Annotated in this window: 15 protein-coding genes and 1 pseudogene; 10 read left to right on the top strand and 6 right to left on the bottom strand. The window is 53.0% G+C overall.

Features of this window, described 5'->3' with window-relative positions:
• Window positions 1-173 precede the first annotated feature (173 nt).
• The 4 genes from aceE to ABVN44_RS17850 all read left to right on the top strand — a co-directional run bounded on the left by aceE (window position 174) and on the right by ABVN44_RS17850 (window position 6,939).
• The gene (gene aceE, locus ABVN44_RS17865) at window positions 174-2,837 is read left to right on the top strand and encodes a pyruvate dehydrogenase (acetyl-transferring), homodimeric type (RefSeq protein WP_023232455.1); all 2,664 of its coding nucleotides are present in this window, start codon (window positions 174-176) and stop codon (window positions 2,835-2,837) included.
• A 14-nt stretch (window positions 2,838-2,851) separates the two neighbouring features.
• Window positions 2,852-4,741 (top strand): pyruvate dehydrogenase complex dihydrolipoyllysine-residue acetyltransferase, encoded by a 1,890-nt coding sequence (gene aceF / locus ABVN44_RS17860; protein ID WP_000963594.1) that lies wholly within the window; start codon window positions 2,852-2,854, stop codon window positions 4,739-4,741.
• A 200-nt stretch (window positions 4,742-4,941) separates the two neighbouring features.
• Window positions 4,942-6,366 (top strand): dihydrolipoyl dehydrogenase, encoded by a 1,425-nt coding sequence (gene lpdA, locus ABVN44_RS17855; RefSeq protein ID WP_001519338.1) that lies wholly within the window; start codon window positions 4,942-4,944, stop codon window positions 6,364-6,366.
• A 288-nt stretch (window positions 6,367-6,654) separates the two neighbouring features.
• Complete coding sequence (locus tag ABVN44_RS17850) at window positions 6,655-6,939, top strand: outer membrane protein (RefSeq protein ID WP_000765363.1); 285 nt, start codon at window positions 6,655-6,657, stop codon at window positions 6,937-6,939.
• A gap of 37 nt (window positions 6,940-6,976) precedes the next feature.
• On the opposite strand, the gene ABVN44_RS17845 is transcribed toward ABVN44_RS17850, so the two are convergent.
• Together ABVN44_RS17845 and ABVN44_RS17840 are read right to left on the bottom strand one after the other, a co-directional pair.
• Window positions 6,977-7,768 (bottom strand): DUF2950 family protein, encoded by a 792-nt coding sequence (locus tag ABVN44_RS17845; protein ID WP_000757452.1) that lies wholly within the window; start codon window positions 7,766-7,768, stop codon window positions 6,977-6,979.
• A 12-nt stretch (window positions 7,769-7,780) separates the two neighbouring features.
• Window positions 7,781-9,403, bottom strand: a complete 1,623-nt coding sequence (locus ABVN44_RS17840; RefSeq protein WP_063054270.1) for a DUF3300 domain-containing protein — start codon at window positions 9,401-9,403, stop codon at window positions 7,781-7,783.
• Between the two features lie 388 nt (window positions 9,404-9,791).
• Between ABVN44_RS17840 and acnB the strand changes: the two genes are divergently transcribed.
• Window positions 9,792-12,389 (top strand): bifunctional aconitate hydratase 2/2-methylisocitrate dehydratase, encoded by a 2,598-nt coding sequence (gene acnB / locus ABVN44_RS17835; protein WP_023138991.1) that lies wholly within the window; start codon window positions 9,792-9,794, stop codon window positions 12,387-12,389.
• 31 nt (window positions 12,390-12,420) lie between these two features.
• Here the strand turns inward: acnB and ABVN44_RS17830 are convergent, their stop codons facing one another.
• Window positions 12,421-13,392 carry a DUF4424 family protein gene (locus ABVN44_RS17830; protein ID WP_020839585.1) on the bottom strand — a complete coding sequence of 324 codons (972 nt, stop codon included), beginning with the start codon at window positions 13,390-13,392 and terminating at the stop codon, window positions 12,421-12,423.
• A 138-nt stretch (window positions 13,393-13,530) separates the two neighbouring features.
• On the opposite strand from ABVN44_RS17830, the gene ABVN44_RS17825 reads away from it, so the two are divergent.
• Both ABVN44_RS17825 and ABVN44_RS17820 read left to right on the top strand, forming a co-directional pair.
• Window positions 13,531-14,553, top strand: a complete 1,023-nt coding sequence (locus tag ABVN44_RS17825) for a DUF4431 domain-containing protein (RefSeq protein WP_223156447.1) — start codon at window positions 13,531-13,533, stop codon at window positions 14,551-14,553.
• A gap of 25 nt (window positions 14,554-14,578) precedes the next feature.
• Entirely contained in the window at window positions 14,579-14,896 is a 318-nt protein-coding gene (locus ABVN44_RS17820; RefSeq protein WP_023200587.1) for a hypothetical protein, read from the top strand.
• Between the two features lie 14 nt (window positions 14,897-14,910).
• On the opposite strand, the gene ABVN44_RS17815 is transcribed toward ABVN44_RS17820, so the two are convergent.
• Window positions 14,911-15,843 carry a DUF4424 family protein gene (locus ABVN44_RS17815; RefSeq protein WP_023232459.1) on the bottom strand — a complete coding sequence of 311 codons (933 nt, stop codon included), beginning with the start codon at window positions 15,841-15,843 and terminating at the stop codon, window positions 14,911-14,913.
• 74 nt (window positions 15,844-15,917) lie between these two features.
• Here ABVN44_RS17815 and ABVN44_RS17810 point away from each other — a divergent pair, with 74 nt between their 5' ends.
• Window positions 15,918-17,057: a DUF4431 domain-containing protein gene (locus ABVN44_RS17810; protein WP_023232460.1), complete on the top strand. Its 1,140-nt coding sequence runs from the start codon at window positions 15,918-15,920 to the stop codon at window positions 17,055-17,057.
• 88 nt (window positions 17,058-17,145) lie between these two features.
• Window positions 17,146-17,238, top strand: a pseudogene (locus tag ABVN44_RS17805) (hypothetical protein); the annotation flags it as partial.
• Between the two features lie 39 nt (window positions 17,239-17,277).
• Here ABVN44_RS17805 and ABVN44_RS17800 read toward each other — a convergent pair.
• Both ABVN44_RS17800 and ABVN44_RS17795 read right to left on the bottom strand, forming a co-directional pair.
• On the bottom strand, window positions 17,278-17,742 hold the full coding sequence (locus tag ABVN44_RS17800; protein WP_000110437.1) for a membrane protein: 465 nt from the start codon (window positions 17,740-17,742) through the stop codon (window positions 17,278-17,280).
• 409 nt (window positions 17,743-18,151) lie between these two features.
• Window positions 18,152-18,475 carry a low molecular weight protein tyrosine phosphatase family protein gene (locus ABVN44_RS17795; RefSeq protein ID WP_001101536.1) on the bottom strand — a complete coding sequence of 108 codons (324 nt, stop codon included), beginning with the start codon at window positions 18,473-18,475 and terminating at the stop codon, window positions 18,152-18,154.
• Between the two features lie 270 nt (window positions 18,476-18,745).
• On the opposite strand from ABVN44_RS17795, the gene yacL reads away from it, so the two are divergent.
• Window positions 18,746-19,108, top strand: coding sequence for a protein YacL (yacL, locus tag ABVN44_RS17790; RefSeq protein ID WP_000384308.1), 363 nt, complete (start codon window positions 18,746-18,748; stop codon window positions 19,106-19,108).
• The last annotated feature ends 76 nt before the right edge of the window (window positions 19,109-19,184 follow it).

Below are 19,184 nucleotides of genomic sequence, written 5' to 3'. Positions count from 1 at the left end.
ACTACGTGTACGTTCCGGTTGTTCCGCGCTGTCCGTGACCAAACTGGCTGCAACAATTACACCTTATGGGCCAGGCAATAAACGCAGAACCTGTCTTATTAAGCTTTCTGACGAAAGTTTAATGGGACAGGTTCCAGATAACTCAACGTATTAGATAGATAAGGAATACCCCCATGTCAGAACGTTTCCCAAATGACGTGGATCCGATCGAAACTCGCGACTGGCTACAGGCGATCGAATCGGTCATCCGTGAAGAAGGTGTTGAGCGCGCTCAGTATCTGATTGACCAACTGCTTTCTGAAGCTCGTAAAGGCGGCGTGAAAGTCGCGGCAGGCGCAGGGGCCAGTAATTACATCAACACTATTGCCGTTGAAGACGAACCGGAATACCCGGGTAATCTGGAGCTGGAACGTCGCATTCGTTCTGCGATCCGCTGGAACGCCATCATGACCGTGCTGCGCGCGTCTAAAAAAGACCTTGAGTTGGGCGGCCACATGGCGTCCTTCCAGTCTTCCGCCACGATCTATGATGTCTGTTTTAACCATTTCTTCCGTGCGCGCAACGAACAGGATGGCGGCGACCTGGTGTACTTCCAGGGCCACATCTCTCCGGGCATCTACGCTCGCGCGTTCCTGGAAGGTCGTCTGACCCAGGAACAGATGGATAACTTCCGTCAGGAAGTTCACGGCAATGGCCTCTCTTCCTATCCGCACCCGAAACTGATGCCGGAATTCTGGCAGTTCCCGACCGTCTCTATGGGTCTGGGCCCAATCGGTGCTATCTACCAGGCGAAATTCCTGAAATATCTGGAACACCGCGGCCTGAAAGATACCTCTAAACAGACCGTTTACGCCTTCCTCGGCGACGGCGAGATGGACGAGCCGGAATCCAAAGGCGCGATCACCATCGCCACCCGTGAAAAACTGGACAACCTGGTCTTTGTTATCAACTGTAACCTGCAGCGTCTTGACGGTCCGGTCACCGGTAACGGCAAGATTGTTAACGAACTGGAAGGCATCTTTGCAGGTGCTGGCTGGAACGTTATTAAAGTCATGTGGGGCGGTCGTTGGGATGAACTGCTGCGTAAAGACACCAGCGGTAAACTGATCCAGCTGATGAACGAAACCGTTGACGGCGACTACCAGACCTTCAAATCCAAAGACGGCGCTTACGTGCGTGAGCACTTCTTCGGTAAATACCCGGAAACCGCCGCGCTGGTGGCCGACTGGACTGACGAGCAGATTTGGGCGCTGAACCGCGGTGGTCACGATCCGAAGAAAGTCTACGCGGCACTGAAAAAAGCGCAGGAAACCAAAGGCAAAGCGACCGTAATCCTGGCCCATACCATTAAAGGTTACGGCATGGGCGACACCGCGGAAGGCAAAAACATCGCTCACCAGGTGAAGAAAATGAACATGGACGGCGTGCGTTACGTCCGCGATCGTTTCAACGTGCCGGTTGCTGATGCTGATCTCGAAAAACTGCCGTACATTACCTTCCCGGAAGGTTCTGAAGAACACAAATACCTGCATGAACGCCGTCAGGCGCTGCATGGCTACCTGCCGAGCCGTCAGCCGAACTTCACCGAGAAGTTAGAGCTGCCTCAACTTTCAGATTTCGGCGCGCTGCTGGAAGAGCAAAGCAAAGAGATTTCCACTACGATCGCTTTCGTGCGTGCCCTGAACGTGATGCTGAAGAACAAGTCGATCAAAGATCGCCTGGTACCGATCATCGCCGACGAAGCGCGTACTTTCGGTATGGAAGGTCTGTTCCGTCAGATTGGTATCTACAGCCCGAACGGCCAGCAGTACACCCCGCAGGACCGTGAGCAGGTTGCTTACTACAAAGAAGACGAGAAGGGCCAGATTCTGCAGGAAGGTATCAACGAGCTGGGCGCAGGCGCATCCTGGCTGGCTGCGGCGACCTCTTACAGCACCAACGATCTGCCGATGATCCCGTTCTACATCTACTACTCTATGTTCGGGTTCCAGCGTATCGGCGACCTGTGCTGGCAGGCTGGCGACCAGCAGGCTCGCGGCTTCCTGATCGGCGGGACTTCCGGTCGTACTACGCTGAACGGCGAAGGTCTGCAGCACGAAGATGGTCACAGCCACATTCAGTCGCTGACTATCCCGAACTGTATCTCTTACGACCCGGCTTACGCTTACGAAGTGGCTGTCATCATGCATGATGGTCTGGAGCGTATGTACGGTGAGAAACAAGAGAACGTTTACTACTACATCACCACCCTGAACGAAAACTACCACATGCCGGCCATGCCAGCAGGTGCCGAGGAAGGTATCCGTAAAGGTATCTACAAACTCGAAACCCTTGAAGGTAGCAAAGGTAAAGTTCAGCTGCTGGGCTCCGGTTCTATCCTGCGTCACGTGCGTGAAGCGGCAGAGATCCTGGCGAAAGACTACGGCGTAGGTTCTGACGTGTACAGCGTAACCTCCTTCACCGAACTGGCGCGTGATGGTCAGGATTGTGAACGCTGGAACATGCTGCACCCGCTGGAAACCCCGCGCGTACCGTACATCGCTCAGGTGATGAACGACGCTCCGGCAGTGGCATCTACTGACTATATGAAACTGTTCGCCGAGCAGGTTCGTACTTACGTACCGGCTGACGACTATCGCGTACTGGGTACGGATGGCTTCGGTCGTTCCGACAGCCGTGAGAACCTGCGTCACCACTTCGAAGTTGATGCTTCTTATGTGGTTGTCGCAGCGCTGGGCGAACTGGCTAAACGTGGCGAAATCGACAAGAAAGTGGTAGCGGATGCGATTACCAAATTCAACATCGATGCAGATAAAGTTAACCCGCGTCTGGCGTAAGAGGTAAAAGAATAATGGCTATCGAAATCAAAGTACCGGACATCGGGACAGATGAAGTTGAAATCACCGAGATTCTGGTCAAAGTGGGCGACAAAGTGGAAGCTGAACAGTCGCTGATCACCGTAGAAGGCGACAAAGCCTCTATGGAAGTCCCGTCTCCGCAGGCTGGCGTCGTGAAAGAGATTAAAGTCTCTGTCGGCGACAAAACCGAGACCGGTGCACTTATCATGATTTTCGATTCCGCCGACGGTGCAGCCGACGCTGCACCTGCTAAGGCAGAAGAGAAGAAAGAAGCGGCTCCGGCAGCAGCACCTGCTGCGGCAGCGGCGAAAGACGTTCACGTTCCGGATATCGGCAGTGACGAAGTTGAAGTGACTGAAGTGATGGTGAAAGTAGGCGACACCGTTGAAGCTGAACAGTCGCTGATCACCGTCGAAGGCGACAAGGCCTCTATGGAAGTGCCGGCGCCGTTCGCGGGCACCGTGAAAGAGATCAAAGTGAACACCGGTGATAAAGTGTCTACCGGCTCTCTGATTATGGTCTTCGAAGTGGCGGGTGAAGCGGGCGCAGCAGCACCAGCGAAAGCGGAAGCCGCTCCGGCTGCGGCTGCTCCAGCAGCAGCGACGGGCGTGAAAGACGTTAACGTACCGGATATCGGCGGCGACGAAGTTGAAGTCACCGAAGTGATGGTCAAAGTCGGCGATAAAGTTGCCGCTGAACAGTCGCTGATCACCGTCGAAGGCGACAAAGCCTCCATGGAAGTGCCTGCGCCGTTCGCGGGCACCGTGAAAGAAATCAAAATCAGCACCGGCGATAAAGTGAAAACCGGTTCTCTGATTATGGTCTTCGAAGTAGAAGGCGCAGCGCCTGCGGCCGCTCCGGCTAAACAGGAAGCGGCGGCACCGGCTCCGGCGGCGAAAGCTGAGAAGCCTGCTGCCCCGGCTGCCAAAGCGGAAGGCAAGTCTGAGTTCGCTGAAAACGACGCGTACGTTCACGCTACTCCGCTGATTCGCCGCCTGGCGCGCGAGTTTGGCGTAAACCTGGCGAAAGTGAAAGGCACCGGTCGTAAAGGCCGTATTCTGCGCGAAGACGTTCAGGCGTACGTGAAAGACGCAATCAAACGCGCGGAAGCTGCGCCGGCTGCTGCGGGCGGTGGTATCCCGGGTATGCTGCCGTGGCCGAAAGTGGACTTCAGCAAGTTTGGTGAAGTTGAAGAAGTGGAACTGGGCCGTATCCAGAAAATCTCTGGCGCGAACCTGAGCCGTAACTGGGTGATGATCCCGCACGTTACGCACTTCGACAAAACCGATATCACCGATCTGGAAGCGTTCCGTAAACAGCAGAACGCCGAAGCTGAGAAGCGCAAACTGGATGTGAAATACACGCCAGTGGTCTTCATCATGAAAGCGGTTGCCGCTGCTCTGGAACAGATGCCGCGCTTCAACAGCTCTCTGTCCGAAGACGGTCAGCGTCTGACCCTGAAGAAATACATCAACATCGGCGTGGCGGTTGATACCCCGAATGGCCTGGTGGTTCCGGTCTTTAAAGACGTGAATAAGAAGAGCGTGACCGAGCTGTCTCGTGAACTGACCACCATCTCCAAAAAAGCGCGTGATGGTAAGCTGACTGCTGGCGAAATGCAGGGTGGTTGCTTCACTATCTCCAGCATCGGCGGCCTGGGAACTACCCACTTCGCGCCGATTGTTAACGCGCCGGAAGTGGCTATCCTCGGCGTTTCTAAGTCGGCGATGGAACCGGTGTGGAATGGGAAAGAGTTTGTGCCGCGTCTGATGATGCCTATCTCTCTTTCCTTCGACCACCGTGTGATCGATGGTGCTGATGGTGCGCGTTTCATTACCATTATCAACAATATGTTGTCTGACATTCGCCGTCTGGTGATGTAAGCGAAAAGCCGGCCCGACGGCCGGCTTTTTTTTGATAATCTCATGGAGTTTGTGAGGTTATTAGCGAAAGCGATAATTCGTGATCCGTTTGTTGTTTCAAAATTGTTAACAATTTTGTAAGATACGGGCGGATAGAACGACCCGGTGGATGATGGGCGATCAAGTACCCCGGACCGCCGGATACAAATAAAGAGGTCATGATGAGTACTGAAATCAAAACTCAGGTCGTGGTACTTGGGGCGGGCCCGGCAGGCTATTCTGCCGCTTTCCGTTGCGCTGATTTAGGTCTGGAAACCGTAATTGTAGAACGCTACAACACCCTTGGCGGTGTTTGTCTGAACGTCGGCTGTATCCCTTCTAAAGCGCTGCTGCACGTAGCAAAAGTTATCGAAGAAGCCAAAGCGCTGGCTGAACACGGTATCGTCTTCGGCGAGCCGAAAACCGATATCGACAAGATTCGTACCTGGAAAGAAAAAGTTATCACTCAACTGACCGGCGGTCTGGCGGGTATGGCCAAAGGCCGTAAGGTGAAAGTGGTCAACGGTCTGGGTAAATTCACCGGGGCGAACACCCTGGAAGTTGAAGGCGAAAACGGCAAAACCGTGATCAACTTCGACAACGCGATTATCGCGGCAGGTTCTCGTCCGATCCAATTACCGTTTATTCCGCATGAAGACCCGCGCGTATGGGATTCTACCGACGCTCTGGAACTGAAAGAAGTACCGAAGCGTATGCTGGTCATGGGCGGCGGTATCATCGGTCTGGAAATGGGTACCGTATACCACGCGCTGGGTTCAGAGATTGACGTGGTTGAAATGTTCGACCAGGTTATCCCGGCGGCTGATAAAGACATCGTTAAAGTCTTCACCAAGCGCATCAGCAAGAAATTCAACCTGATGCTGGAAACCAAAGTGACTGCCGTTGAAGCGAAAGAAGACGGTATCTACGTTTCGATGGAAGGCAAAAAAGCCCCGGCTGAAGCGCAGCGTTATGATGCGGTTCTGGTGGCGATTGGTCGTGTGCCGAACGGTAAAAACCTCGACGCGGGCAAAGCTGGCGTGGAAGTTGACGACCGTGGCTTTATCCGCGTGGACAAACAGCTGCGCACCAACGTGCCGCACATCTTCGCTATCGGCGATATCGTCGGTCAGCCGATGCTGGCGCATAAAGGCGTTCACGAAGGCCACGTTGCCGCTGAAGTTATCGCCGGGAAGAAACACTACTTCGATCCGAAAGTTATCCCGTCTATCGCGTACACCGAGCCAGAAGTGGCATGGGTTGGCCTGACCGAGAAAGAAGCGAAAGAAAAAGGCATCAGCTATGAAACCGCCACCTTCCCGTGGGCAGCTTCTGGCCGTGCTATCGCTTCTGACTGCGCAGACGGTATGACCAAACTGATTTTCGACAAAGAATCTCACCGCGTGATCGGCGGGGCGATTGTCGGCACCAACGGCGGCGAGCTGCTGGGTGAAATCGGTCTGGCGATCGAAATGGGCTGTGACGCGGAAGACATCGCGCTGACCATTCATGCGCACCCGACTCTGCACGAGTCCGTCGGTCTGGCTGCTGAAGTGTTCGAAGGTAGTATTACCGACCTGCCGAACCCGAAAGCGAAGAAGAAATAATCTTCTGTAGGTGGCAATGCGCCACCCGATACAAAAAAGCGGCTTTACAGCCGCTTTTTTTATGCATGGCAAATCAGATGTGTCAAATGATGGCGAAGGATAACGAAACCGCAAAATTTATCTTTTCCGCAGCAGTACGTTTTTCAAAGCTTATGCCGTCGGTAGTGCCTTTGTCTGTCATTTTCGACCAACTAATTGTTTCATAAGAAATACCTTTCCTTACTTTGTCATCACCCTGAAATTAGTAACGCTATAAAATAATAGGGAGCTAATTATGAGGTTTGATATATGAAACTTTTTCTGACAACAGCAGCGCTAACTGCGACGTTGATTTCCGGCATGGCATTTGCCAGCGATCCCGTCATCCCCTGGGCGACTAACAGCGGCGGTACGGAAAGCACGCATATTGCGGCAATGGGCGAGGATTTGAATGCGCAGCATCAGCAGATCACCCACACGCATGAAGGCGTATGGGCGGCCAATTCCGGCAGCATTCAGGCTGATGAAGCCGCGCTGACCAGCAACAAGCCGCCGGTACAAGGCCACCCGGAATTAATGCCGCATCAGGGCTAATGATCATGGCCTGGCGATAACGCCAGGCGCTTACGGGTTATTCGGCGACCTGCCACTGCGCGTCTGGCGCAAAACGCGTGATAGCCTGAACTTTACTCTCCGTCTCCTTGCCTAAATCCGCCTGATAAATACGATCGTCCTGGTTGACCATAAAACTCATCACCCCGGTTTCGCCGTAATGCATCGGCCAGGCCAGAAGCGCCGCGCCGTGACCGTCGTTATCGCTGATAATACGGAAATGGTAGCCGTGGTAACCCTCGTCTGGCGCTGCGGGGCTAAAGTTTGGGCCTAACGGACTGGGGACGTCGCCTGCTTTGGTTGGCCAGTACAGGCCATCTTTTTGGCCTTCGCTACTGATTATCCTGTGCGCCCAGCGATGATTTTGTAAGTAATAATCCTGCTGCGCATCAACGTAAGCATGCATGGCCTGTAAGGTAGAAAGTTCATTTCGCCCAATAGTACGGGTGAGGATCTCATTCCCGGCTGCCGCCATATCAAAGCGCCAGCCGCCAGTCTCTTTCACCATGGGCACCGGGAGCTGCCAGTCTTCTCGTCCGACATTCAGGTGCGCCGTATTGTCTTTCTGTACAATGCGATGGCCTTCGCGCCAGTCACGATTGAAGCGGGCCACGGCCTCGGGATCGGCACCTTCCGGCGGCAGAAATTGCCGCCAGTCATCGCCCAGTAGCGCGGTAAGCTGCGTTTCGTTTTTTCCGGCTACCGCCGCGGCGAAGGCGCTGGCGGCCGCTTCCGGGGAGGGGAACCGTTCCTGCGCGTAGCCCAGCAAGGGTAACGACAGTAACAGAGCGCTTAACATAACCTTTTTCATTATCTGCTCCGGTTAACGGCGATGAAATTCATGATGTTCAGAAAAATGTTCCCGCGCGGCGGCGCGTTGCTCGGTGTTTAAGTGACTGCCGCGACGGCTTTCCAGGCCGCGTAGCTGTTGCGATTGCCATGACGGCGATCGACTGTCGTTCCCGCTAAACACATTGGCGTGCATATTCTGGCGAAATGCCTGACGCTGCTGCGGCGTAGAGGATTCAATACGCTGGCGGGCGGTGTCTCTCTGCTGTTGTGAAACAGGGTGCTGCTGGGCTTTAGCCTTCAGCTCGGAACGATGCTGCTGCGTGGTGGATTTATTCAGTGTCTGCTGCGCCGCCTCGCGACGACTGCTGTTTTGTGTTCCGTCATAGCCACGGTAATTATTACGCTGGGCAATTTGATTTAACTGCTGCGATGCCGCCTTACGCTGGGCATCGCGGGTGCCTGGCGCTGGCAAAGAAGCGTTGGCCGTATGGCTGCGCTGTTGAAATTGCGCCATGGCCGCCTGGCGCTGACTGTCGCGAGACACTGGCGCTTGCTGCGTTGCGCTTAACCCGCCGCTAACATTGGTGGGATGGAACCGTTGCGCAACGGTATTATTCGGATAGGGGACGCCATTGCGCCAGGCGGGATTATGCTGCCAGCCTATCGTTTGGCCCGGCAGGTTTTGCCCGGATATCCGGTTGAAATTATTGACATTGATGTTGATATTATCGCCATTGTGTTGATAACCGTTACCACCATGATGGTAATCATCATCATGATAGTCGTCGTCATGGTGGTGATGATCGTCGTCATCCCAGTCTATGCTGCTGAACAACGCATAGGTGGTGGCGACGCCCAGACTATAACCAAAACCTTTAACAAAACTATCGGCAAACTGCTGCCCCGGAGGGGGCGGTAAATACACCGGCGGATAAGCGGTATTGGGCCAGGCGCCATACACCGTCGCGGGGTTATAGTTCGGCACGTACACCACCTGCGGATTCGCGGGTTCAATTTTGATGACGGTCGACGGTGTCGCTGGCGTACTGGTGGATGTGGTGGTTGTCGTCGTGACGGCGGTAGAAGCGCTGGACTTCGGCACGCTGGTAACGGTTTGCTGCGGCGTTGATTTTAGCGAACCTGTTTGTTGAGCGAGTAGACGCAACTTTTGCACCGCATCCATCACATCCTGTGGCTGGGCTAAGAACGCATCGCCCAGGTTTTGCACCCATTGCGGATTCTCGCCCATAAGCGCCATCAACTGGGGAAAGGCGACCAGCGATTTGACGCTGGGGTCCCACGGTTGGCTGGTCACCGCCTGAATAGCGGCATCGCCCTGCAGCGTGGGGTTATCTCGCGACCACTGGACGGCCTGAACCACGTTCGCCGGGTAGGTGGAGGCCATGAGCACCTGCGAAAGCAGGGCATCGGGATAAAGCGCGACAGGCGCGACCCATTGATCGATTTGCGCAGTGGTAAAGGTCGTTTTCGCGACAGGCGCGGGCACAGCGGTCTGCGTTGGCTCAGGGGCGGGAGCCGCCGCCTGCGCGGGCGCTTCGGGAGCGCGGCTTTTAACATACAGTACGCCCGAAGCGGCAAATAACCCGGCACTGCACACAAGGGCAATGAGATGGGGTTTAAAGGGCAACGTCATTTTATCTCTCCCGATTCCAGAGAATCGCTATGGTCATTATGCCTGCCGCCGACGGGGTGCAGTTTCGCGTGAGTATAAAGGGACGATAGTTTAATTTTTAGCTAATGTTGGGATCGGTAACGTTACGTGACGATCAAAGCACGAAATGAGGTAAGCATTTATGGCTGCAGCTCCCGCCTCAGTAGAGCATTAGACCATCCTTAACGATTCAGCCACTTTTTTATGTTGCTTTTTTGTAAACAGATTAACACTTAAAGAAAATCCTGTTATTGTGCCTTATGCGGTACCGGGCATTTACCCTACTAACTACTGTCTCACAGGAGCGTGAAGAGAATCGCCCATCAACAAAAGCGCCGCATTATGACAATGAGAGCGAGGAGATATCGTCGTGCTAGAAGAATACCGTAAGCACGTAGCTGAGCGTGCTGCCCAGGGGATTGTGCCAAAACCTTTAGACGCAACCCAAATGGCTGCGCTTGTCGAGCTGCTGAAGACCCCGCCTGTGGGCGAAGAAGAATTCCTGTTAGACCTGTTGATCAACCGCGTTCCTCCTGGCGTAGATGAAGCCGCTTATGTTAAAGCCGGTTTTCTCGCTGCTGTCGCGAAAGGCGACACCACCTCCCCGCTGGTCTCCCCAGAAAAAGCCATTGAACTGCTGGGCACCATGCAGGGTGGTTACAACATTCATCCGCTGATTGATGCGCTGGACGATGCGAAACTGGCGCCGATTGCGGCCAAAGCGCTGTCTCACACCCTGCTGATGTTCGATAACTTCTACGACGTAGAAGAGAAAGCCAAAGCGGGCAATGAATACGCCAAACAGGTGATGCAATCCTGGGCCGACGCCGAATGGTTCCTGAGCCGTCCGCCGCTGGCGGAAAAAATCACCGTCACCGTATTCAAAGTGACCGGCGAAACGAATACCGACGATCTCTCTCCGGCGCCGGATGCGTGGTCGAGACCGGATATCCCGTTACATGCGCAGGCGATGCTGAAAAACGCCCGTGAAGGCATTGAGCCGGATCAGCCAGGCGTTGTCGGCCCGATCAAACAAATCGAAGCATTGCAGAAAAAAGGCTACCCGCTGGCTTACGTGGGTGACGTGGTGGGCACCGGTTCTTCCCGTAAATCCGCGACCAACTCCGTGCTGTGGTTCATGGGCGATGACATCCCGAACGTGCCGAATAAGCGCGGCGGCGGCCTGTGCCTCGGCGGCAAAATTGCGCCTATCTTCTTTAACACTATGGAAGATGCGGGCGCGCTGCCGATTGAAGTTGACGTTTCTAACCTGAATATGGGCGATGTGATTGACGTCTACCCGTACAAAGGCGAAGTGCGTAACCACGAAACCGGCGAGCTACTGGCAACCTTCGAACTGAAAACCGACGTGCTGATCGACGAAGTGCGTGCCGGTGGTCGTATTCCGCTGATTATCGGCCGTGGCCTGACCACCAAAGCGCGTGAAGCGCTGGGGCTGCCGCACTCAGACGTTTTCCGTCAGGCAAAAGACGTGGCGGAAAGCAGCCGTGGCTTCTCTCTGGCGCAGAAAATGGTCGGTCGCGCCTGCGGCGTGAAAGGTATCCGTCCGGGCGCGTACTGCGAACCGAAAATGACCTCCGTCGGTTCTCAGGATACTACCGGCCCGATGACCCGCGATGAGCTGAAAGACCTGGCCTGTCTGGGATTCTCCGCCGATCTGGTCATGCAGTCGTTCTGTCACACCGCAGCCTATCCGAAGCCGGTTGACGTCACCACGCACCACACGCTGCCAGACTTCATTATGAACCGTGGCGGTGTCTCCCTGCGTCCGGGCGACGGAGTGATCCACTCCTGGCTGAACCGTATGCTGCTGCCGGATACCGTCGGTACCGGCGGTGACTCCCATACCCGTTTCCCGATTGGTATCTCTTTCCCGGCGGGTTCTGGTCTGGTGGCGTTTGCCGCCGCGACCGGCGTGATGCCGCTGGATATGCCGGAATCCGTGCTGGTGCGCTTCAAAGGCAAAATGCAGCCGGGCATCACCCTGCGCGATCTGGTCCATGCCATCCCGCTGTACGCCATCAAACAGGGCCTGCTGACCGTTGAGAAGAAAGGCAAGAAAAACATCTTCTCTGGCCGCATCCTGGAAATCGAAGGTCTGCCGGATCTGAAAGTTGAGCAGGCGTTTGAGCTGACCGATGCGTCCGCCGAGCGTTCCGCTGCGGGTTGTACCATCAAGCTGAACAAAGAGCCGATCATTGAATACCTGACCTCCAACATCGTCCTGCTGAAGTGGATGATTGCGGAAGGCTACGGCGACCGTCGTACGCTGGAACGCCGTATCCAGGGCATGGAAAAATGGCTGGCGGATCCGCAGCTGCTGGAAGCCGATGCTGACGCAGAGTACGCGGCGGTGATCGACATCGATCTGGCGGATATCAAAGAGCCAATCCTGTGTGCGCCGAACGATCCGGACGACGCGCGTCTGCTGTCTGACGTGCAGGGCGAGAAGATCGACGAAGTGTTCATCGGTTCCTGCATGACCAACATCGGCCATTTCCGCGCGGCTGGTAAGCTGCTGGATAACCACAAAGGCCAGTTGCCAACCCGCCTGTGGGTAGCGCCGCCAACCCGTATGGATGCCGCGCAGCTGACCGAAGAAGGTTACTACAGCGTGTTCGGTAAGAGCGGCGCGCGTATTGAGATCCCTGGCTGTTCCCTGTGTATGGGTAACCAGGCGCGTGTGGCTGACGGTGCGACGGTCGTCTCGACTTCAACCCGTAACTTCCCGAACCGTTTAGGTACCGGTGCGAACGTCTTCCTGGCCTCTGCGGAGCTGGCGGCGGTTGCGGCGCTTATCGGCAAACTGCCGACGCCGGAAGAGTACCAGACCTACGTGGCGCAGGTGGATAAGACGGCGGTGGATACCTACCGTTATCTGAACTTCGACCAGCTCTCTCAGTACACTGAGAAAGCAGATGGGGTGATTTTCCAGACTGCGGTGTAAAAGTGACTGGCCCGGATTTCCGGGCCAGTTTTTACAGCGAAGAATCGTAATAAAAATGGATATCCAGGTTTTCATCGGGCTTGAAGTTTTTTTGTTTAAACTCCAGGGTTAACGGATCAATTTGTTTTAGCGGGTAATTAAAGCAGGGGACAACCACTTCAGTCTCATCCTTCTTATGAATGCGCAAGGTAAAGTCGCCAATGACACCCTCTTTCCAGTTAGCGCCAGTTTTCAGAATATAGCCCAGATAGCCCCAGCCGATATTCGCGCTACCGTCTTCGTTTTTATATTTTATTCCTGCATCCAGCTGTTTTAACGCCTTGCGAGTGGCGGCGGTCAGGCATTGATCGCCGAGCTCATCACCAAGAAGACTGTCAAGGCTGTCAGGCACGCCGGTGGATTTACTGGGCGTGTATGAGTGGTGAATAACGATCTCCTTGCCCGCCGGAAAACGTTGTTGCCAGATAAAATATTGTTGAACGGCAATATTCAGATAGCCGTCATCAAACCACTCTGACGGTAATTGCTGTTTTCCCTCTTTATATCCTTCTTCAATAGAGGCTTTGCCCTCGCGATTGAGGACATGGCGTAGCTGTGGGATCGTCCAGCCGGTTTGCAGTAGTTTCGCCGTAATGTCTTCTTCACCTTTACCGCCTAAGTCATGGATGACTCGCCAGCGGGACTCGCTTTTAACCGGTTTACCGTCCACGCTGATCTTAAAGTTGGCAATACCTTCTGTGCGATCTCCCATATATTGTTGGGAAATAGCCGGCATCGGAAAGGCTACCGGAACGGTAATATCCTGCGCCGAATGATTAATAAATACATAATCGACATTGATACGATCGCTGGCAATCAACAATCGCTCTTTCGCCATGCTGATCTCATTTTGTTGCAGAAATTCAATGGAACCATTGGTTTCCCCGACCGCCGAGTCGTTTGCATAAGCATGATAACTGGTAATAAAACACAGGAGTACGCTCAGCCACTTAAAATATGTCATACCGGTGCATTCCATGTCCGAAACATAATCATTATCATAATCCGGCGAGTGCCGTTTTTCGAGGGAAGAAAAATGCGGTATTATTTATTTTTATTATTAATAATTTGCCAAAATATATTTGCCGAAGAAATAAAACCATTGCCACAAGGTGATACCTGGCGCAAATATATTGCCCTGTCGCTGCGCGATGAAGAAGGGCTTGAGGATGGGCTGTTTAACCTGCGGCGGATTGAAGCAAACAGTAGCATTGCTTACGTTTGTGGCTTAATAAAAGACAAAAACGATAATTTTCTGACGGATGGGCAAAATCAATATCATCTTTATGACCGCGTGATGGCGATAGGTTATCGCTGGAGTTGGGGCAGCGTTGTGCGCTTTGATAAAACCATTGCTTCGCCGCAGGATGTTCACTGCCATTATGGTAAAAACGTACCGTTAACGTCTGCGCTCTTACGTGAGCAGGTCGCCGCGCAAGGGCGCAAAAATATTTGCCAGCCGGTAAAAGCCAGCGACCCGCTGCGAAGCGATATTCTGAACGGCCTGCGCGCCAGTTATATTGGCGACAGCAATAGCTTAACCCTTAACGGCCCGCTGCCGACGGTAAAATTTATCGTCGAAGACCTTTGCGCCACGGAAGATTATGCTTACTTTTTGGGTAAGGCGACGGGAGATAAAACGAGTTTTTTTATCCATGATGACGCCAATAATCGGCTTCGCGTCGTGTTGAAAAAATCCCCGGATGGCGTGTGGCGCCCGCAGCCGGAAAACAACCTGCTGACACAACAATCTAAAGTGAGCGGCGGGTACTATAGCGATGGCACGCTGCGAGAAACCGATTTAGCGCAACTGGCGCAGGCGTGCAGGGTGGAGGGAGACACCGTTAACCTCACCGGCACGCTTCGCCAGCAGGGTGACGGCGAGTCCGCTTACTGGACCCTGACCCCGGATAACCCCCTTGCCTGCGTGCGCGATGCCAATAAGCAGCAGCCTGGCTGGAACCAGACGATGCAACTGGTGCTAACCCCACAAGAGCGGGAAGGGCTCAACAATTTGGTCGGTAAAAAAGTCAGCGTCGGCGGCGATATTTTTCTGGCGCTGAGCGCCTCGCATCATACGCCGCTGTTACTGGATAATATTTTTCGCTTAACGGAAATAAAGTGAATGAGAAAGTTATGGGGTTATAGGAATGCTATTGATGCTATGCGGCAACGCTGATGCGGCGGCTAAATTACAGTATTTACACGTTACTAACGGCGGGATGATGGCATTTTACGATGACGGTAACGCAAAAATGTGCGCGCGCTGCGAACCCGTGGCATTGAATCTCAAATTAATGGATAACAATGTACCTTATGCCCGTTGGAAACAGATGGGGGAGGTGATAAAACTGAAGTCGCCAAATGGCGAGAGTGATTATGAATTTTACCAGCAGGGTGAAATTCTTTCTACCTGGTGGATTTTTAATTATAAGACGCTTCATGCGCTCGTGGATTTGAGTGAGTAAAGCGTTTTATGCCATCATTCGTACATGGATGATAAAGAATAAAACGTCACTGCCAGATTTTTCGCAGGCCGGAAATTTTTCTGCTTAAATTCCAGCGTAGTGGCGTTAATCCGCGTCAGCGGCGGCTGAAAGCAGGTGGTGATCGCATCGCCGTGAAGGCGCAGCGTAAACTCGCCGATGTCCCCCTCTTTCCATGCGGGATCACCGGTTAGCACTACATCCATCCGGTTTTGCCCCAAAGCGCCTGCCGGGCCTTGCGTCGCCATTAACTGATCCAGCGCTTGCTGTATTTGCTGGCGGTTTTCCGCCGTCGGGCAGGTGTTGTCATTGTCCAGCTCATCCGTTGACATTAGCGCGCTGAGTGACACGCTCGGGGTGTAAACCTGGTGGATAGTCACCGCTTTCCCCGCCGGAAAGGTCTGCTGCCAGATGAAGTTGCGCTGGATAGTAAACTGCGGCTGATTATCCTTAAACCATTCCGGCGGCAGCGCCGGGAGATCCGCCGGAGGCGAAAATTCACCGTCGCTTAGCGCGGCGATCAGTTGCTCCACCGTCCAGCCAGCCTGCTGAAGTTTATCGGTGATCTCTTCCTGCGGAGCATTCAGTACTACGGTCCAGCGTGGTTGCGGGGTCACGATCTGACCATCGACGCGGATTTTAATGTTGCGGATGCCGGGGATGTAATCTTCACCGGCTTCGTTAACGTCGCTAAATGACAGCGGCGGCATGGGGAAAACGACAGGAACGGTAATATCCTGCGCGGTCGGATTCACAAACAAATAATCGGCATTAATCCGATCGCGTTCAATTAACAGACGCTCTTTCGCCAGTTGAATATCGCTCTGTGCCAGTAAATGTAATGAACTATTCGCCACGGCCTCATTGGCTTGCGCCGGATGAGGCAATACTGCCAGCAATAACGGGAAACCGAACGCGATCTTTTTCATGAGCAAATGATTACTGATAATAACGCAAAGCGCTATTATGGCACCCTCAATGCAATTTTTCGACGGTCACGTTCATGCGTTATTTTTTATTGGTGTTGATGATGATTTGTTGCAATTTATATGCATCAGATATGTTCCCGCTGAAGCCTGATGAAAATCCACGCGGCGCTATTGCATTAACGCTACGCGAGGAGGTTGGGCTATTAAACGCCCGCTTCGATATCAAGCGGATTGAAATCAACGAGACGCGCGAACTGGCCTATTTTTGCGGCCTGCTAAAAGATACTGACGGTCAGTATATTAAAGATGAAGATGATAAATATTATCTCTTCGATCGTATTCTGCTGGACAGCGGTACCGAAGGGTGGGTGAGTACGGTTTACCTGGATGAAGAGTTTAGCGCGCCGGAGCAAGCAAAGTGCCACTTTGCCGGGAATGTTGACCTGAAGTCACAGGAATTACGCGCGCTGGTGAAACAGTACGGGCGCATCGCAGCTTGCCTGCCGGTAGAAAAAGGCGATCCGTTGCGCACGCAACTGCTTGACGCGGTACGTGAAAACTACGTTGGCGATCTTAATCGTAAAACAACGCTGAATAATACGCCTGTGCCATCCTTCGTGGTGACGCAGCTATGCGCGGCGCAAAAATATGCCTATTTTTGTGGCGAACCAGCCAATGCCGATGCTGACTGGTATAGTCAGGATAGTAAAAAGTTGGATGTGGTATTGGTATTGCAGAAAGACGCTAATAATACATGGTGGTTGCCCGTTCCTCAATTTCAGGGCATTAGTCGCCAAAGCTCACTGGCCTGGTGTAACCACAGCACCGACATTTTGCCAGTCAAAACGGTTGAAGAAATGGCGAAAAAACGGCAACAGCGCTGCGTGCGGGAAGGCGATACCGTGTCATTGCGCGGAATACTGGCAGAGCAAAAAAGCGGCGCGCAGCGTTATTGGGTGGTTAAACTCGAAGAACCGTTAACCTGCGTCCAGGATGCCGACATGCAGACAGCCGACTGGAATGGGCAAGTGCAACTCTTGTTGAGCGATGAGATCATAGAAAGAGTTAAAGTACAGTACGGCGACGATTTGTTAAACCAAGAAATTGTTGTCACAGGTGATGTTTTACTGGCATTAAGTTCAGATCACCACACGCCACTGGTACTGGAGAATATTGTGGAACTCATGCCCGTGATGGGGGGGCCGGGCTGGTGATGTGAGACTCTCCATTTTTAATGACTGCGCTCTTCCGGCGCATAATAAAAGGTCATCGACAGATCGTTTTCCGGCTTCTGCGGAGCTGGCGGCGGTGGATACTTACCGTTACCTGAACTTCGACCAGCTCTCTCAGTACACTGAGAAAGCGGACGGCGTGATTTTCCAGACTGCGGTGTAACAGAGACGGGCCCGGATTTCCGGGCCCGAATGGCGCTTCTTATTTATTATTACGCTTCACTTCCCGTAGCCCCGGCAAATACGTAATTACCCCGCCCATTATTGCCCCGGCTACAATCGCTGGAATAAGCATAATCAATACTTCACCATATATTAATGGTAGTATGCTTATGTCAAAACCATATCGCGCAAAATTAAACAGCGTCGTGATCAGACCACCTGCAATGGCGCAAAGGATCATCCTGTTAATTATTTTTTGATATAATTTCAGGGGTATCAGCGCGCAGGCGACACCGGTTAACCATGCGGGGAGGAGACTGTATATCCAGCCGGTAATAATCACTAATTCTGGTATTGTTCTGCAGAAATACAACAAAAATGAGTCTGGTCCGCCAATAATGGCGGGTAAAAAGTTTATGATACCTATCGCGATGGCTGCGCCTATTAACGGCCCAAACAGAATAAACCAACCGCTATGATAAATTATTCGTCGAAATACAGACATAATGTATCCTTCCTGAATTTTCCTTCAACCGTCTGACAAAAAATACAACTCACTACGGCTTCTCTGCTGATATCGCCCATTGCTGGAGCTTAGTTGAAAAGCGCTTATCAAGTAGCCAACAATTTCATGACAACGACCCGGATGATAAGGAAGCGTCTGAAAGACTAGCAGGCGTCGGCGTGGGCAGGGTATTGATGATTTCTGAAAAAACGCCAGAGGGACACCGGGCTGGTAATGCTATAACTGGATGAGGGGCAGCCATTTTTAATGACTGCGCTCTTCCGGCACATAATAAAAGTTCATCTAAACGGCGCGCTGCCTGATGTGAAATTTGTCGTCGAGTTTTCGCTTAACGAAGATTAAGTGAATGTAAGCGTGATGGATGATGGACATTTCCTTGCGGCAACGCCTATATCCCCAGCACTTCCGGCACCAGCTCTTCCAGTTGCCTGACCAGCTCAGGGTCCATGTAGCGGTAGTCGTCGGGGATATCGAGTACGTGCAGGGGCTTATTTTCAATAATACGACGATATTCAGCCATCAACCGGTCTTTATGTTTCTGCTCCATAACGCAGATAACGTCAGCCCACTGAAGTAACCCGCACGACACGCTTTTTTTGGCGTTGCGGCTGGTGCCGGCGGAACGGACGCTAAGGCCGGGATAGCGGCGGAACACCTGCTCCGCCGTGGGGCTGCGCCATTGATTACGGCTGCATATGAAAAGCACATTCATTAAATAAATACTCTTCCAGATCGCGCTTCGCTAACGGCGAGTTTGTCAGTCGTGGAGACTCAATACCCCACGGTGCGGCACGTAGCACTTTGTCGGAGCGCGTGTAGATATATTGAAGCGCTAGAGTGACTTTCTGTATGAATAATAAACCGTTTTGGCATTTTTATTTTATCTTTTGTGCGCCCCGCTGTTTTTCTTTCACCGTGCTGCGATAATTACCTCAAGGCGCAATGCGGTATTGGCGCATTGCCAGGGCAGAGGAAAACAATTATGGATTACGAATTTCTGCGCGACGTTACCGGAGGGGTAAAAGTACGAATGTCGATGGGCCACGAGGTGGTCGGTCACTGGTTTAATGAAGAGGTTAAAGACAATCTCTCGCTACTGGATGAAGTAGAACAAGCCGCGCGTACGGTCAAAGGCAGCGAACGCTCCTGGCAACGAGCAGGGCATGAATACACGATCTGGATGGACGGCGAAGAGGTGATGATTCGCGCCAATCAGCTGGATTTTTCCGGCGATGAGATGGAAGAGGGGATGAGTTATTACGATGAAGAGAGTTTATCCCTGTGCGGCATGGAGGATTTTCTACGGGTCGTCGCCGCGTATCGGGAATTCGTCAGTAAAGCCTGACCCTCTCTTCGTTATTGTCCCGCAACGCCAGTCGACGGACAGTTGGGGGCGGTAGTGGAAACGAAATCACCACACA

The sequence above is a fragment of the Salmonella sp. SJTUF15570 genome (assembly GCF_043357055.1).
Lineage (GTDB): Bacteria > Pseudomonadota > Gammaproteobacteria > Enterobacterales > Enterobacteriaceae > Salmonella > Salmonella enterica.
Note: the sequence above shows the minus strand (reverse complement) of the source record. Positions and strands in the feature narration are given on the sequence as shown.

Coding starts and splice junctions, on each gene's coding strand:
- aceE (WP_023232455.1), top strand. CDS start 174: ATGTCAGAACGTTTCCCAAATGACGTGGATCCGATCGAAACTCGCGAC.
- aceF (WP_000963594.1), top strand. CDS start 2,852: ATGGCTATCGAAATCAAAGTACCGGACATCGGGACAGATGAAGTTGAA.
- lpdA (WP_001519338.1), top strand. CDS start 4,942: ATGAGTACTGAAATCAAAACTCAGGTCGTGGTACTTGGGGCGGGCCCG.
- ABVN44_RS17850 (WP_000765363.1), top strand. CDS start 6,655: ATGAAACTTTTTCTGACAACAGCAGCGCTAACTGCGACGTTGATTTCC.
- ABVN44_RS17845 (WP_000757452.1), bottom strand. CDS start 7,768: ATGAAAAAGGTTATGTTAAGCGCTCTGTTACTGTCGTTACCCTTGCTG.
- ABVN44_RS17840 (WP_063054270.1), bottom strand. CDS start 9,403: ATGACGTTGCCCTTTAAACCCCATCTCATTGCCCTTGTGTGCAGTGCC.
- ABVN44_RS17830 (WP_020839585.1), bottom strand. CDS start 13,392: ATGACATATTTTAAGTGGCTGAGCGTACTCCTGTGTTTTATTACCAGT.
- ABVN44_RS17820 (WP_023200587.1), top strand. CDS start 14,579: ATGCTATTGATGCTATGCGGCAACGCTGATGCGGCGGCTAAATTACAG.
- ABVN44_RS17815 (WP_023232459.1), bottom strand. CDS start 15,843: ATGAAAAAGATCGCGTTCGGTTTCCCGTTATTGCTGGCAGTATTGCCT.
- ABVN44_RS17810 (WP_023232460.1), top strand. CDS start 15,918: ATGCGTTATTTTTTATTGGTGTTGATGATGATTTGTTGCAATTTATAT.
- ABVN44_RS17800 (WP_000110437.1), bottom strand. CDS start 17,742: ATGTCTGTATTTCGACGAATAATTTATCATAGCGGTTGGTTTATTCTG.
- ABVN44_RS17795 (WP_001101536.1), bottom strand. CDS start 18,475: ATGAATGTGCTTTTCATATGCAGCCGTAATCAATGGCGCAGCCCCACG.
- yacL (WP_000384308.1), top strand. CDS start 18,746: ATGGATTACGAATTTCTGCGCGACGTTACCGGAGGGGTAAAAGTACGA.